This is a genomic window from Streptomyces sp. NPDC042371 (genome assembly GCF_056437465.1).
Window position 1 is genome coordinate 416,545 of sequence record NZ_JBWKAP010000009.1, and the last position, 16,161, is coordinate 432,705.

The 16,161-nt window shown below is 72.3% G+C and carries 8 protein-coding genes; 7 read left to right on the plus strand and 1 reads right to left on the minus strand.

Annotated features, from left to right (window positions below; genetic code table 11):
* The first annotated feature begins 10 nt into the window (after positions 1-10).
* From AC068B_RS28425 to AC068B_RS28450, 6 genes are all read left to right on the plus strand, one after another.
* On the plus strand, positions 11-6,313 hold the full coding sequence (locus AC068B_RS28425; RefSeq protein WP_478674498.1) for a type I polyketide synthase: 6,303 nt from the start codon (positions 11-13) through the stop codon (positions 6,311-6,313).
* Between the two features lie 95 nt (positions 6,314-6,408).
* Positions 6,409-7,299, plus strand: coding sequence for a 3-hydroxyacyl-CoA dehydrogenase family protein (locus tag AC068B_RS28430; RefSeq protein ID WP_478674457.1), 891 nt, complete (start codon positions 6,409-6,411; stop codon positions 7,297-7,299).
* Positions 7,299-7,589, plus strand: coding sequence for an acyl carrier protein (locus AC068B_RS28435; protein WP_478674458.1), 291 nt, complete (start codon positions 7,299-7,301; stop codon positions 7,587-7,589). Before AC068B_RS28430 ends, AC068B_RS28435 begins: the two co-directional genes overlap by 1 nt.
* Before the next feature lie 46 nt (positions 7,590-7,635).
* A complete protein-coding gene (locus AC068B_RS28440) occupies positions 7,636-8,790 on the plus strand; it encodes an acyl-CoA dehydrogenase family protein (RefSeq protein ID WP_478674499.1) in 1,155 nt (384 codons plus the stop codon).
* Between the two features lie 108 nt (positions 8,791-8,898).
* Entirely contained in the window at positions 8,899-9,996 is a 1,098-nt protein-coding gene (locus AC068B_RS28445) for an HAD-IIIC family phosphatase (protein WP_478674459.1), read from the plus strand.
* Between the two features lie 38 nt (positions 9,997-10,034).
* Positions 10,035-10,697, plus strand: coding sequence for an O-methyltransferase (locus AC068B_RS28450; RefSeq protein ID WP_478674460.1), 663 nt, complete (start codon positions 10,035-10,037; stop codon positions 10,695-10,697).
* A 559-nt stretch (positions 10,698-11,256) separates the two neighbouring features.
* Here the strand turns inward: AC068B_RS28450 and AC068B_RS28455 are convergent.
* Positions 11,257-12,240, minus strand: coding sequence for a ScbA/BarX family gamma-butyrolactone biosynthesis protein (locus AC068B_RS28455; protein WP_478674461.1), 984 nt, complete (start codon positions 12,238-12,240; stop codon positions 11,257-11,259).
* A 1,691-nt stretch (positions 12,241-13,931) separates the two neighbouring features.
* On the opposite strand from AC068B_RS28455, the gene AC068B_RS28460 reads away from it, so the two are divergent.
* Entirely contained in the window at positions 13,932-14,582 is a 651-nt protein-coding gene (locus tag AC068B_RS28460) for an HAD family hydrolase (RefSeq protein ID WP_478674462.1), read from the plus strand.
* The last annotated feature ends 1,579 nt before the right edge of the window (positions 14,583-16,161 follow it).

Here is a 16,161-nt window from a genome sequence, read left to right on the forward strand (position 1 = left end):
GAAGAACCACATGTCCAGCGACCAGGTCGTCGAGGCCCTGCGCGCCTCGCTCCTCGACAACCAGCGCCTGCGGCAGGAGAACCGCAGGCTCGCCGACGAACCCCGCGAGCCGGTGGCGATCGTCGCGATGAGCTGCCGCTACCCCGGCGGCATTCGCTCACCGGAGGACCTGTGGGAACTGCTGGTCAAGGAGCGCGACGCCGTCACGGGCTTCCCCGCCGACCGCGGCTGGGACCTCGACGGCGTCTACGACGCCGACCCCGACGCGCCCGGCACCTCGTACACCCGCCAGGGCGGATTCCTCCACGACGCCTGCGAATTCGACCCTGGCTTCTTCGGGATCTCGCCCCGCGAGGCGCTCGCCATGGACCCCCAGCAGCGGCTGCTCCTGGAGACCGCGTGGGAGGCCGTCGAGCGTGCGGGCATCGACCCGCACACCCTCAGGGGCAGCCGCACGGGCGTGTACGCGGGCGTCATCTACAGCGAGTACGGGTCCCGGTTGGCCCGCGTGCCCGAAGAGGTCGAGGGCTTTCTGGGCACCGGCAGCATCCCCAGCGTCGCCTCCGGACGCGTCGCCTACACCCTGGGCCTCGAAGGACCCGCGGTCACGCTGGACACCGCCTGCTCCTCCTCCCTCGTCGCCCTCCACCTGGCCTGCCAGGCCCTGCGCGCGGGCGACGCCACGCTGGCCCTCGCGGGCGGCGTCACCGTGATGGCCACGCCCGGCCTCTACGTGGGCTTCAGCCGCCAGCGCGGCCTGGCACCCGACGGACGCAGCAAGTCCTTCGCGGCCGCCGCCGACGGCGCCGGGTTCGGGGAGGGCGCCGGTCTGCTGCTCCTGGAGCGGCTCGGCGACGCCCGCCGCAACGGCCATCCGGTCCTCGCGGTCATCCGCGGCTCCGCCGTCAACCAGGACGGCGCGAGCAACGGCCTGACCGCCCCGAACGGGCCCGCACAGGAGCGCGTCATCCGGCAGGCCCTCGACAGCGCCGCTCTCGGTTCGGCCGATGTCGACTACGTCGAGGCGCACGGCACCGGCACCGTCCTCGGCGACCCCATCGAAGCGCAGGCCCTGCTCGCCACCTACGGCCGCCACCGGCCCACGGAACGGCCGCTGCGGGTCGGCTCGCTCAAGTCCAACCTCACCCACACCCAGGCCGCCGCAGGCGTCGGCGGCGTCATCAAGACGGTCCTCGCCCTGCGCAACGGCCTGCTGCCCCGCACCCTGCACATCGACCGGCCCACCCCGCAGGTCGACTGGAGCGAGGGCGCGGTGTCGCTCCTGACCGCCGCCGCGCCCTGGCCCGGGACGGGACAGCCGCGCCGCGCCGGGGTGTCCTCCTTCGGGGCCAGCGGCACCAACGCCCACGTCATCGTGGAATCCGCCCCCGATGTGCCCACCGAGGAGCCCGACGAAGGGGGCGGGGAGCACGAAGGCCCCTTCGCCTGGCCGCTGTCGGCCAAAACCGCGGCGGCACTCCGGGCCCAGGCAGGCGCACTCCACGCCCACGTGGCCGCCGACCCGGAACTGCGCCCCGCCGACATCGGACTCTCCCTGGCCACCGGGCGCTCCCGCTTCTCCGAACGCGCCGTCGTCGTCGGCGCGGACCGCACCGAGCTCCTCGACGGACTGGCCGCCCTCGCAAACGGCGACACGCCCGCCGACGGCGCCCGCGGCACGGCCCCGCGCGGGACCCGCAGAGCCGTGTTCGTCTTTCCCGGCCTCGGCGCCCAGTGGCCGCGCATGGCGGCCGGACTCCTCGACTCCTGCCCGGAGTTCGCCACCCGCGTCGCCGACTGCGAGAAGGCCTTCGCCCCGCACCTCGACTGGTCGCTGACCGCGACCCTGCGGGGCGAGCCGGGAGCGGCCCCGCTGGAGCGGGTCGAGGTCCTGCAGCCCGCCCTGTTCACCGTGATGGTCTCCCTCGCGGCCGTGTGGCGCGCCCACGGAGTGGAACCCGCCGCGGTCGTCGGGCACAGCCAGGGCGAGGTGGCGGCCGCCTGCGTGGCCGGTGCCCTGACCCTGGAGGACGCCGCCCGCGTCACCGCCCTGCGCAGCCGCGCCCTGTCCACCCTCGCGGGCGGCGGCGGAATGGCGACCTTGATGATGTCGCAGGACGAAGCCACCGCCCTCCTTGCGGCACGCGGCGGCGAGGTGTCGGTCGCGGCGGTCAACGGCCCGCGCGTCGTGGTCGTCGCGGGCCGTGCGGCGGCCGTACGCGACCTCGTCGCCGACCTGTCCGCACAGGGCCTGATGGCCTGGAACATCCCCGTCGACTACGCCTCGCACTGCGGCGACGTGGCGTCCCTGCGCGAGGAACTGCACACCGCGCTCGCGGGCATCACCCCGCAGGAACCCGCCGTCCCGCTCCTGTCCGCGGTCGACGCCGAGTGGCTGACCCCGGCCGGGCTCACCCCTGCGTACTGGTACCGCAACCTGCGCGAACCCGTCCGCTTCCACGCGGCCGTGCGCCGCCTCATCGACGCGGGCCACCGTACGTTCGTCGAGGTGAGCCCGCATCCCACGCTCACCTACGGCATCGCGGACTCGGCGGCCGACGCGGGCGCCGACGACATCGAGGTGATCGGCACCCTGCGCCGCGAGGAGGGCGGACCGCGGCGCGTCCTGGCATCCCTGGCCGAGGCCGACGCCGCCGGGCTGTCCGTCAACTGGGCGAAGACGTACGAGAGTTCCCACGCCCGCCGCGTCGACCTGCCCACCTACGCCTTCCAGCGGCAGCGTTACTGGCTCGCCGCGCCCCCCGCGGGCGGCGACCCGGCTTCGACGGGACAGAGCGACCCCGGCCACCCCCTGCTCGCCGCCGCGATCGAACTTCCGGACGGCTCGGCCCTGTTCACCGGACGCCTCTCCACCGCCACCCACCCCTGGCTCGCCGACCACGCCGTCTCCGGCACCGTCCTGCTCCCAGGCGTGGCCTTCCTGGAGATGGCGGCCCACGCGGGCGCCCGCCTCGGCAGCGCGTTGATCGAGGAACTCACCCTCGCCGCACCCCTGGTCCTGCCCGCGGAAGTGCCGTCCGCACGCGGCGGGCAAGGCGCCGCCGTCCATCTGCGCCTGACCGTGGGCGTGCCGGACGAGACGGGCAGGCGCACCGTCGACTTCCACTCCCGGCCCGAGCACGCCGACAGCGGGCAGCAACCCTGGACGCGGCACGCCACCGGACACCTCGCCCCCGGCCCGCAGCCGACGGACGCCCGCGCCGAGCCGCGCCCCTGGCCGCCGACCGGTGCCACCCCTCTGGACATCGAGGACCTGTACCGCGTCATGGATGCCCGCGGCATCGCGTACGGCCCCGCCTTCCAGGGCCTGCGCGCCGCCTGGCGGCACGGGGTGGAGATCCTCGCGGAAGTGTCCCTGCCCGAGGGCGTGCCCGGCGGATTCGCCGTGCACCCCGCACTCCTCGACGCCGCCCTGCAGACGGCGGGCCTGCGAGCCACGCCCGGCGGCGAGGAACGGGACCCCGCCGGGGCACCCCTGCCGTTCTCCTGGCACCGGGTCAGCCTGACCGCCACCGCCCCGGCCCGGACCCTGCGCGTGGCCCTGCGCTCCGACGCAGCCGACGGGTCCGACGGGCAGGACGGGCCGTCGGACGCGGTGACCGTGCAGATCACCGACGAGGACGGACGGCCGGTCGCGGACATCGGCTCGCTGGTGATGCGTACCGCGTCGTTCGACTCGCTGCGCTCCGTGAACCGCTCCCTGTACCGCGTCGGCTGGACCCCGCTCGCATCCGTACAGGCCCGGCCCGTCATCGGCAGTTGGGCACTGCTCGGGGAAGCGGACGCACGTCTGCTGCCCGAAGGCCTCGCCGAGCCGCTGCCGGGCGGCACCCGCGATCTGCCCCCGGGCAGCGCCGCCGTGCTGCTGCCCTGCCCGCCGACCGGCACCACCGGACCCGAGGCCGTCCACGCCACGGCCGCGGCCGTCCTCGGCCGACTCCAGACCTGGCTCACGGACACCGCCGATGCGCCCCTGCCACTGATCGTCCTCACCCGCGGCGCGGCAGGACCCGGCGAGGAACCCGTCGACCTGGCGGGCGCCGCCGTCTGGGGCCTGCTGCGCTCCGCCCAGCTCGAACACCCGGGCCGCTTCATCCTCCTGGACACCGACGACGCCGACGCCACACCGCAGGCCCTGGCCGACGCCCTGGCCGCGGAGGAGCCCCAGCTCGCCCTGCGCGACGGCACGTTGTACGCGCCGAGACTCCTTGGAGCGGAGACGAGCCCCGCACGCCCCGCCGTGCCCATCGACCCGGACGGCACCGTCCTGCTCACCGGCGGAGGCGGCCTCCTCGCCGGAATCCTCGCCCGCCACCTGGTCACCCGGCACGGCGCCCGACACCTGCTCCTCCTGGGCCGCCGGGGCGCCGGGGCACCCGGCACCCGCGAACTGGTCGCGGAACTGGACGAGTTGGGTGCTCGCGTCACCGTCGCGGCCTGCGACGTGGCCGACCGCGCCGCTCTCGCCTCGGTCATCGAGGGCATTCCCGCACAGCACCCGCTGCGTGCCGTCGTACACACCGCGGGCGTCCTCGACGACGGGCTCCTGGAAGCCCAGACACCGCAGCGGATGAGCGCCGTCCTGCGGCCCAAGACCGACGGTGCCTGGCACCTCCACGAGCTGACCCGCGACGCCGACCTGACGGCCTTCGTCGTCTACTCGTCCGCGGCCGCGGTCTTCGGCAGCCCCGGCCAGTCCACCTACGCCGCGGCCAACGCCTCCACCGACGCCCTCATGACGGCCAGGCACCGCGCCGGGCTGCCCGGCACCGCGCTGGCCTGGGGCCTGTGGGAGGACCGCAGCGGCCTCACCGCCGACCTGACCGGCACCGACCTGCGGCGCATGGCGCGCAGCGGTGTACGTGCTCTGAGCGCGCAGGACGGTATGGCCCTGTTCGACACCGCGCTCACCCTGGACGAGCCCGCCCTCGTCCCCGTCCACCTCGACCTCACCGCCTACCGGGACGGGGCCGTCCCGCCGCTGTTGCGCGCACTGGCCCCGGCCCCCGCTGCCCGCCCCCGCACGGCAGCGGCCGACAGCGCGGCACTGCGCCGACGCCTCGCTGCCACCGGCGAGGACGAGCGTGCCGCGATCCTGCTGGACCTCGTCCTCACCCAGGCGGCCGACACGCTCGGTCACGCCGACGCGGAGGCCCTGAACGGCGACGACGCGTTCCTCTCGGTCGGCTTCGACTCACTGACCGCGGTCGAACTCCGCAACCGGCTCACCGCCCGCACCGGACTGCGCCTGCGGCCCACCAGCGTCCTGGACAGCGGAACCCCGGCCCGCCTCGCCGAACTGCTGAGCAATGAACTAGTGAGTACCAAGCTGCTGAGCAACGAACTGACCGCCGAAGCAGCCTCCTCCCAGGACCGTGCCCCCGCAACCGGAATCAGCACCACTGATACCGGCGGCGACGAGCCCGCGACGAGCGCCGCCGCCGACCCGGTCGCAGCCCTCTTCCGCCAGGCATGCGAACAGGGCAAGACCGACGAGGGCATCGCGCTCCTGAAGAACGCCGCCGCCCTGCGCGCCGAGTTCACCACCGCAGCCGACCTCCTGACCACCGGCACCGCCCGCCCCGAACTGCTGCACCTGGCCCGGCACGACAACGCCCCGCACCTGGTCTGCTTCGGCTCCGTCGTCGCCATCGGCGGCGCACAGCAGTACGCCCGGTTCGCCGCACACTTCCGCGGCCGCTACGGAGTCAGCGCCCTGGCAGCCCCCGGCTTCCTGCCCGGCGAGCCGGTACCGGCCGACATGAACGCGCTCCTGGACTTCCAGGCCGCAACCCTGCGGGCGGGCCTGGGGGAGCGGCCCCTGGTCCTCCTCGGCTCCTCATCGGGCGGCACCCTCGCCCATGGCGTGGCGGCCCGCCTCGAAGCACTGGACGCCGGGCCCGCCGCGGTCGTCCTGGTCGACACCTTCCTGTCGGACAACCAAGGGATGACCCAGTTCAACGACGTACTGATCGGCGGGATGTTCGCCCGCGAAGGCCGCGCCGCCCCCATGGACGGCACCCGCCTCACCGCGATGGGCCGCTACTTCCGCCTCCTGGACGACTGGACGCCGCCCGCCGTCCACGCCCCGACACTCCTGGTCCGCGCCGGTGAGCCGCTCGGCGAACCGGCCCCCGACGCGGGCGACTGGCGCGCCGCCTGGCCCACCGCCCACACGGTCGTGGACGTGCCGGGCGACCACTTCTCCCTCATGGAGGAACACGTCGGTACCACGGCCCGGACCATCTCCGGCTGGCTCACCGACATCCTCGCCGACCCGACCCCCTCGTGAGGCACGCCCTTGACGAGCCCCGCACGACCCGGACCGGAACGACCGAACACCCGGGCAACCAACGACCGAACACCCGGGCAATCAAGGAGAGACGCATGACACCAGCACCGCGCCAGGACACACCTCCGCACCAGCACACCTCCCACCGCATCGCCGTCCTCGGCGCCGGAGTCATGGGCACGGGTATCGCCGCGCTGGCCGTCGGGCACGGCGTGCCGGTCCTCCTGGTCGACACCGACGACCAGCAGCTCGACCGGGCGAAGACCGGCATCGATCAGGAACTGCGCATGGCGCAGCTGATGGGTCGGCTGCCGACGGGGACCACCCCCGGAAGCCTGGAGACGGCCACGACGACCGCCGTGGTCGGCGACGTCACCGCAGTCATCGAGGCCATCACCGAGATCACCGAACTCAAGGCCGAAGCCCTCGCGGACGTCTCGGCGCGGGTGCGCCCCGGCACGCCGTTGATCTCCAACACCTCGTCGATCCCCATCGATCAACTCGCGGGCCACGCGATACGCCCCTCGGACGTGGTCGGCACCCACTTCATGAACCCGCCGTACCTCATCCCGACCGTCGAGGTCATCCGGGGCGCACGGACCGGCGAGGACACCATGGCCGCGGTCGGCTCGCTGCTCACGGCGCTCCATCGGCGTCAGGTCGTCGTGCGGGACGCCCCGGGCTTCGTCACCAGCCGCGTACTGCACCCCATGATCAATGACGCGGCCCGGGTGGTACAGGAAGGAACCGCCACCGCCGAAGCCGTCGACGCCCTCATGGAGGGCTGCCTCGGCCACCCCACCGGCCCCCTGCGCACCGCCGACCTCATCGGCATCGACAACCTCGTCGACTCGCTCAACGTGCTGCACCAGCACACCGGCGACGACGGCTGCTCCCCGTGCGACCTGCTGCTCGAAAAGGTCCAGAAGGGCGAGCTCGGCCGCAAGAGCGGCCGCGGCTTCTACGACTACCAGGAGGAGAACTGATGGACACCCACGACAACCAGGCCACGAACGACGCTTCCGCAGCCACCGAGAAGGAGATCCTGCGCTTCCTGGAGACCCGGACCAAGCGTTCCTGGACCACCGACCAGGATCTCTTCGCCTCGGGCGGCCTGTCCTCGCTGTTCGCGATGGAACTCGTGGTGCACCTGGAGAAATCCTTCAACGTCTCGATCCGCGGCGCCGACCTCCGGCTCGACAACTTCCGCACCGTCACCTCGATGACGGCACTCGTGGGCCGCCTCCGGACCACCCCCGGAGGAACCGGTGCGTGACCAACCCTCGCCCGGGGCCACCACCCACACCTCCGCAGTCCCGGCAATCTCCGCCCTGCTCACCGACCTCATCGCGGACGATGCCGACGCCTGGGACCGCGCGGGCCTGCTGCCCGTGGACCTGCTGCGCAAACTGAGCGCCGACGGACTGCTGTGCGCGCAGGTCCCGGCAGCGTACGGCGGCCGGGACCTGACCAGCGCCGCCAACGGCGAGTTCACCGCCCACGTCGGCAGCCTCTGCAGCTCCGTGCGCAGCGTCATGACCTCACAGGGCATGGCCGCCTGGACCATCGAGCGCTTCGGCACCCCGGAGCAGCAGGCCGCCTTCCTGCCGCAGCTCACCGGCGGCGCCCTCGCGGCGACCGGATTCAGCGAACGCGGCGCCGGAAGCGACCTGTCCGCCATGACGACCCGCATCCGCCGCGACGGCGACGGGGTCGTCCTGGACGGACACAAGGCCTGGGTGACAGCTGCTCACTACGCCGACCAGCTGATCCTGTTCGGGACACTCGAGGAGTCGTACGAGGAGTCGTACGAGGATGCGGACGGGCAGTCGGAGCCGGGCGTTGCGGCACCCGGCGCCGAGGCGGCGGCCGTGGTGGTCCCCGCAGCCACCCCCGGCGTCACCATCGAACGCATCCCCGACCCGCTCGGCTGCCGGGCTGCCGGACACGCCAACATCACCCTCGACGGCGTACGCGTACCGGCCGAGAACCTCCTCGGCGGTGCGGGTCTGCCGCTGCCGCTCCTGGTCACCACGGCACTCGCCTACGGCCGCATGTCCGTGGCCTGGGGCTGCGCGGGGATCCTGCGCGGCTGTCTGACCGCTGCCGCCCAACACGCTTCGGTGCGCCGCCAGTTCGGCGTGCCCCTCGCCGAGCACCAGCTGGTCGCCCGCCACCTCGCCGAACTGTACGTCGCCGAGCAGACCGCGACCCGGGCCTGTGAACACGCCTCCCGGTGCTGGGACGACGGGTCGCCGGACCAAGTCACAGCCACCGTCCTGGCCAAACACGTCAGCGCGGGCCACGCGGCCCGCGGCGCGGCCACCGCTGTCCAGGTCCTGGCGTCCGCGGGCGCCCAGGACGGGCATGTCGTGGCCCGCGCCTACCGCGACACCAAGCTGATGGAACTCATCGAAGGCAGCAACGAAATGTGCCAACTGATGCTGGCGCGGCACGTCCTGGCCAGCACGGCGTGAAGCACACAGGCACGGCGTGAAGCACACCAGCACGGCGTGAAGCACACCGGCACCGCGTGAAGTACACGGGAAGAACCGCGTGAAGTACACGGGAAGAAAGGAACAGGAATGACCGAGGCCCCCGCCCCGCCCCCGGCGCAGCTCGTCAAGTGCCTGGTCTGGGACCTGGACAACACCCTCTGGCAGGGCACCCTCATCGAGGACGGCGACGTCTCCCTGCCCGACACCATCCGGGACGTCATCGTGGAGCTGGACTCCCGAGGCATCCTGCAGTCGGTGGCCAGCAAGAACGACCATGAGGCGGCCTGGGCACGCCTGGAGAAACTCGGCGTCGCCGACTACTTCGTCCTGCCGGAGATCGGCTGGGGCCCCAAGTCGGAGTCGGTACGCCGCATCGCGGACACCCTCAACTTCGCGCTCGGCGCCATCGCGTTCATCGACGACCAGCCGACCGAACGCGCGGAGGTCACCTACCACCACCCCGAGGTCCGCTGCTACCCGGCCGAGACCGCGACCGGCCTGCAACGGCTGCCCGAGTTCACCCCGCCCGTCCAGACCGTGGACTCCCGGCGGCGCCGCGAGATGTACCAGGCGGGCTTCCGCCGCGAGGCCGCCAGGGCCGAGACGAGTGGACCGGACGAGGACTTCCTGCGCACCCTCGAACTGAACATGCGCATCGGCCGGGCCACCGATGAGGAGCTGTCCCGCGTCGAGGAACTCACCCTGCGGACCAGCCAGATGAATGCCACGGGCGTGCACTACTCGGACTCCGACCTGCGCCACCTCCGCACCGACCCCGCCCACGAGGTCCTGGTGGTCACCCTCACCGACCGCTTCGGCCCGCACGGCGCCGTCGGCGTGCTGCTCCTGGAACGCCACCGGGACCTGTGGCACCTCAAACTCCTGGCCACCTCGTGCCGCGTGGTGTCCTTCGGCGCGGGGGCCACCATCCTGAACTGGCTCATCGACGAGGCGGCAGGCGCGGGAGTCCACCTGGCAGCGGACTTCAGGCCGACCGACCGCAACCGGATGATGGAGATCGCCTACCGTTTTGCGGGCTTCGAACAGAGCGCGTGCCCCTGCACCGGAGCGCTCCCCGAGCCACCGACCGCCGACCTGCAACGCCTGCACCTGGTACCGGCACGCCGCCCGCACTCCACGACGACGCGGGTGGTGGCAGTGCCTCTGGCCGCACCGCGGACGTAACAGTATGTAATCCCTCATATGGACAAGGAAACGACCCCATGGCGAACCAGGTTGCTTTCACCCCCGACCTCCTTTCCTACGTCAGGGACGTATCCCTGCGTGACGATGCCACCCTGCTGGAACTCCGGACGGAGACGGCGCAGCTGCCCGGCGGCGTCGCGATGCAAGTCATGGCGGAGGAAGGACAGTTACTGGCCCTGCTCGTCAGGCTGACCGGAGCCAGGGCCGTGCTGGAGGTCGGCACCTTCACCGGTTACAGCACGCTGTGCATGGCCCGCGCACTGCCCGCCGACGGCACGCTGGTGACCTGCGACATCACTGACCGGTGGCCCTCCGTCGGCGTCGAGTACTGGAAGCGCGACGGCGTCGAAGAACGCATCGACCTGCGCGTGGGGGAGGCGACGGACACGCTGGACGGCCTGCTCGCCGAGCGTGGCCCGCACTCCTTCGACCTCGCGTTCATCGACGCGGACAAGTCCAACTACCTCTCCTACTACGAAAAGACCCTCGCCCTGATCCGTTCCGGGGGCCTCATAGTCATCGACAACACGCTCTTCTCGGGCCGAGTGGCCGACCTGGAGGCCGACGACGCAGACACCTCGGCCATCCGCGAACTCAACTCGGCACTCACCCAGGACGAGCGCGTGGACCTCTCGCTGCTGACGATGGCGGACGGCATCACGCTGGCTCGCAAACGCTGAGTGCCGGTGGTGGTTGTGTTGGGGTTGTATCAGCTCGTCGGAGGGGGGGGCAGTAGTGGCGGGTTATTGAATTGTTGGTGTGGGTGGGTGTGTGGGGGTGGGTGTTTGGTTGGTGGGGGGTGTCGGTCTGTTCTTTCTTTTTCTGTGGTGTGGGGTTCGTGGTTCGGGGTGTGGGGGGGGGTGTTGTTTGTGTGTTCGGCTGGTTCCGGAATGTTTTGCTCCGGGCCGGGGTGGGTGGGGGGAATTGTGGTGGTGAAGTGTTGTGTCTTCTCTGTCTCTGCTGTCTGGGGTGTGGTTCTTTTTCGGGTTCGGGTTCGGGTTCGGTTTCGGTGGCTGGGGGTGGGTGGGGGTGAGGGGTCGGGTTGGTTGGTGGGTGTGAGGGGGTTGCGTTTTGTTCGCGCTGTCCGCTTGTGTCGCGTGCTTGCCCGCCCGGGTGCGCGCATAGGTGGTGTTGGTTGCCTGTGCTCGTGTGCTCGTGTGCTCGTGTGCTCGTGTGCTCGTGTGCTGGTTGCTGGTGTTGTGCGCTTCCCTGTCCCTGTCCCTGTGCGTGTGCGTGTGGTTAGGGGTGGTGGGTGTGGGTGAGGGTGGTGGTGTGGGTGGGGGTGTTGTTTTGGTGGGTGGTGATGGTGTGGGTGGTGGTGTTGTGGGTGTGGGTGGGTGGGGTGGTGGTGAGGGTGGTGGGGGTGGTGAGTTCGGCGTAGTGGTGGAAGGTGGTGTGGGTGTGGGTGAGGTGGGTGGTGGGGGGGTGGGGGTGGGTGGCTTGGCGGGCGGCTTCGATGAGGACCATGCCGGGGAGGTGGTCGCCGTCGTGGTCGAAGAGGATGGGGTGGTGGGGGTGGGGGTTGAGTGTGTAGGTGTGGGGTTGGTGGGTGGGGTTGAGGACGAGGTCGTGGGGGTGGGTGCGGCCGTAGGTGGTGGGGTTTTGGTGGGTGGGGGTGTGGTGGAGGTGTTGGAGGGTGTGGGTGGTGGGGTCGGTGTGGGGGTTGTTGGTGGTGCGCATGCGGTGGTAGGCGGCGGGTGAGATGCAGGTGAAGTGGCCGTGGCCGGTGGCGAGGGTGTGGTGGTGGGGGTTGGTGATGGTGAGGGTGATGGTGAATTGGGGGCTGCGGCGGGGGCGGGTGAGGGTGGTGTGGAGGGTGAGGTGGGTGGGGGTGGTGCCGATGGTGAGGTGTTCGGGGTGGGTGGTGACGGTCATGTCCTGCATGACGAAGTGGTGGCCCAGCGGTATGGCGTGTTCGGCGTGGGCGAGGTAGATGCCGGTCTGGCGGAGGGTTTCGCAGGCCTGGAGGTGGTCGTGGCGTCCGTCGGGGGTGGTGAAGAAGGTGTGGGCGCGGGGCCATTGGCCGGTGAGGGTGTAGGTGTCGGGGCCGGTTTTTTCGCAGCCGGTGAGGAAGACCTCGGCCAGGGCGGCGCGGTGGACGTATTCGGCGGGGACGGTGGTGGTGAGCCGGGGCGGGGCCGGCGTGCCGTCGGTGGTGGTGCGGGTGGTGGTGCGGGTGCCCTGGGTGTCTTTCGACTGGGGCAGTACGAGACTGCTGCTCATGAACCTCTCCCCCTGGAGGTGAATGAAAGTGACGCCATAACATACATACCCACCGGTTTCCTTTTCAAGGGTTGGTGGTGATTACATGCAGTGGTGCGGGGGTTTTCGGCGGGGGGTGTTCGGGCGGGCTGGTTTCCGGTTTCCGGGCGGGGTTTCCGGTTTCTGTGACGCTGGGTAGTTGCCTTCCTGGTGGGAGGGGAAGCCGGGGGGAAATCGGGGGGTGTGGGGGGTGTGCGGGCAAGGGGTGCCGGGCCGGTTTCCCGGGTTAAGGGGAATTCTGTAGTCCGTTTATTGCGGTGGAAAACCGGGCGTCCGGTTCCCTTGTTATGCTTTCGCGCCGTCGGCGGGGATGACGGCGGTGCGGGGCGGGTGGTTGTGCGGCCTGGGCGGTCGGTTCGGGCCGGTTGGTTCGGTTCGGTTTGGGCGGTCGGTTCGGTTGGGGCCGGTTGGGTCGGGCCTGGTCTGGCTGTTGGCCCGGGGCGGCCCGGTCCGGTCCGGGTTGGGTTGGCGGGTGTCGTCGTTCGGTGGCCGGTGCGGGCGGCTGGTGCGCGTGGCCGGTCCGGGGTGTTGGTTGGGGCGTCCGGCGTGTGCGGTCGGGGTGGGTGGTTGGTTGGTCCGGGGTGGTGGTCCGGCCGCCCGGTGTGCGGTCGGTGGGAGCGGCTGGTCGGGGGGGGCGGGGCAAGTGGCTGGTCCGGGTGGTTGGTTCGGGGTGCGGCCGGGTGCGGGCGGGTGGCTGGTCCGGGGTGGTGGTCCGGCTGTCCGGCGTGTGCGGTCGGGGGAGCGGCTGGTCTGGGTGGCTGGTCGGGGCGGTCGGGGCAAGTGGCTGGTCCGGGTGGTTGGTTCGGGGTGTGGCCGGGTGTGGGCGGGTGGGCGGTCCGGGGTGCGGGGCTGGTTGGGCCGCTGGCCTCGGGCTGGTTGGGTCTGGTCGTTGGGCCGGGTCTGGGTGGGGGCTCGGGTCGGGCCGGGGCTGGCTGTGGGGTGGGTGCGGGCTTGATGGCCGGGGCGGGCGGCCGGCCGGTGGGGGGGCTGGTGGTCGGTCCGGGCTGGCTGTGGGGTCGGCGCGGGTCTGTCTGCCGGATGGTGTCGGGTTGGGTCGTTGGGCTGGTTCTGGTCGTCGGGTCGGGTCTGGCCCTCGGGTGGGGCGGCCGTCGGGCCGGGGTGCCGGGTCGGGCTGGTCGCCGGGCCGGGGCCGGGTTGGCTGTCGGGCCGGGCCGGGTTGGGGCGTCGGGTTTGGTTGGGTCTGGTTCATCGGGCTTGGGCCGGGCCGCGGGTCCGGGTCGGCTGTCGGGGCCGGTCCGGTCCGGTCCGGGTCGGGTTGGGCCGGGCTGCGGGTTTGGGTCGGCCGTTGGTTCGGGTCGGCGGTCGGGTCGGGCTGGGCCGGGTGTCGGGTTGGGTCGGGGTGTCGGGTTGGGTCGGGGTTGCGGGTTTGGGGCGGGTGGTCGGGTCGGTTGTCGGGTCTGGTGGTGTGGTTTGTTGGATGGCCGGGGTCTGGTGTCGGTTCGGTGGAGGGCCGGGCGGGCGGATGGCCGGCTGGCCGGCTGGGTTTATTCGGTTTGTGTCGGGTGTTGTTGATCGTGAGGGGTGGGTTTGTGATGGCGGGTCGTGAAGGTGTGGTCGGGTCCGGTGCGGGTGCGGGTGCGGGTGCGGGTGGGTTGGGGCATGTGCGGTTGGTGGGGGTGAATATTGATGGTGTGTTGTTGAATGACAGTTTTGGTCCGGTGATCCGGCGGTTGGTGGAGTCGCGGGGCGGGGTGTACGGGGCGGAGTTGGAGCAGGCGTTGCTGTCGCAGTCGCAGGGGGTGGCGGCGCGGGCGGCGGCGGAGGTGTTGGGGGGCAGTGCGCAGGAGTTGCTGGCGGCGTATTTCGAGGAGCGGGAGCGGTATCTGGTGGAGCATCCGGTGCGGGTGCTTGCGGGGGCGCATGAGTTGTTGGAGCGGTTGCGGGGGCTGGGGGTGTCGGTGGTGTGTTACGGGGGGTTGGAGCGGGCGCATTTCGACCGGTATCTGGGGGATGTGGCGGGGTTGTTCGATGCGCCGGGGTATGTGTGCACGAATGATTTCCGGCCGGGGCTCCGGGAGATCACCGAGGAGGTGTTCGGGCTGCGGCTGGACCAGGCGGTGTTCATTGATGATGTGGCGCGGGTGGCGCAGGCGGCGCGGGAGCTGGGGGTGGCGTTCATCGGGCATCCCAGTGATTACGACAACGGGTTCCAGCGGCCGTTGATGGAGCGGGCGGGGGCGCGGCATGTGGTGCGTTCGCTGGGGGAGATCGATGAGGAGCTGCTGCGGCGGGTGGATGCGGAGGCGGCGGCCGGGCGCAGCTGGCCCGGGCCGGGGGCGTAGCGGGCGGCCGTAGACGCCGCCGGGGCCGGGGCCAACTTGCCCCTGCCGGGTGGGTGGCGGGGGTGTGGGGCGGGCTTTTCGGCTGCGGGGTGCGCGGGCCCTGCCGGTGCTGCCGCCCCGGGTGCCCGCGCGGGCCTGCCCGGTCCTGTCCCCGGGTGGCCGCGCCGGCCTCCGCGGTCCTGCCACCCCGGGGCGGCCTGCCCGGCCCTGCGGGCGGCCTGGCCGCTGCCGGTGCCCCCGGGGTGGCCCTGCTGGCTCTGCTGGCGCGGGCGCTCCGGGTGGTCTTGCCGGTCCCGCTGCCGGGTGAGCAGTGCCCCACCCCTCGGCCCGGCCCTGTCTCCGGGCGCTCCTGCCGCCGGTTGGCTCTATCGCCGCAGGTTTCCCTGCCCCTCCCCGGGTCGGCCGATCGTCCCGGGTGGCCCTGCCTTCGGTCGGTCGATCGCCCCGGGTGCCCCTGCCCCCTGCTGGTGCTGCCCCCCTGCCGGTGCTGTCCTCTGCCGGTTCTCCCCCCTTTCCCCCCGGGGCCGCCTGTTGTTGTCGGCGTGGTCTGGGGGCGTCGGGTGAGGGGTCTGTCATCCGGGGGCTGGGGGTGTGCCTGGTGGTGGTGGGCGGGGGGGGTGGGGGGCGCCGTGCGGGCGGGTTGGCCCGGCCGTGTTCCGTTGTGCTGGTTGCGGCTTGGCTCTTTCGTTGATGCGGCCGGTTGGCCAGACCTTCCCCTCCCGGGGTGTCGGGGGGCTCCCGTGCGGCGGGGCCGGCCGGGGTGGTGGGGTCGGCGGGTCTGTCCCCAAGTGCGCCTGCTGCACGGGTGTTTCACCCCCGCGGCGCCCGGTGATCCGCCTGCCCGTTCGTGCCGGTGGCCGCGCCCTGCCGGTGGTGGTGGCCCGCCGGGCCCCTGCCGGTCGTGCCGGTGGCGGTGGCCTGTGGTGCCCGGTCGGGCCGGTGCCTGCCGCGCCCTGCCGGTGGCCGTACTCGGTTGTGCCGTGCCGGTGGTCCTGTGCGTGGTGTGGTGCCTCGTCGGGCGGGTGCCTGCCGCGCCCTGCGCATCGGGCCGGTGTCCGCCGTGCCCTGCGGTGTCGTGGGTGCTGCGTTGTGGGGGGCGGCTGGGGTGGGGCGTTGCTGTTTTCGGTGGGTTGGCGGGTGAGGCCTGTCTTCTCGGGTGCCGGTGGGCGGTCGTGTCCGGGCGGCGTGGTGGGTGGGCTCGGTGGGTGGAAGTCCGCCTGCTGTGCGGGCACGTCGGCCGCCCGCGCCGGTGTCCCGCCCGCCGGCGCCTCCCCCTCGCCTACCCGCCTGCCCGCCTGCGTGTCTGCGTGTCTGTGTGTCTGCCGGTCGGCTGTGTGGCCCGTGGTGGGGGTCTTGCCTTCCGGTGTGCCGGTGCCCTTGCCTCCCGGGGCGGTTCTGCCGGGCTCGTGGGGCCTGCGGCGGGGGGGGGCTTGTGTGGTGGGCGAGCGGCCATGCGCCCGGTAGGGGTGGGTGGTGGCCGGGGTTTTGTGGTGCAGGGGGGGGCGGGGTGTTTCGTGGCCGGGTTTCACTCGTGGGTGTCGTGTGTGCGGGTGGGGGCTGGCCCGGGGTGGTCTCTCTC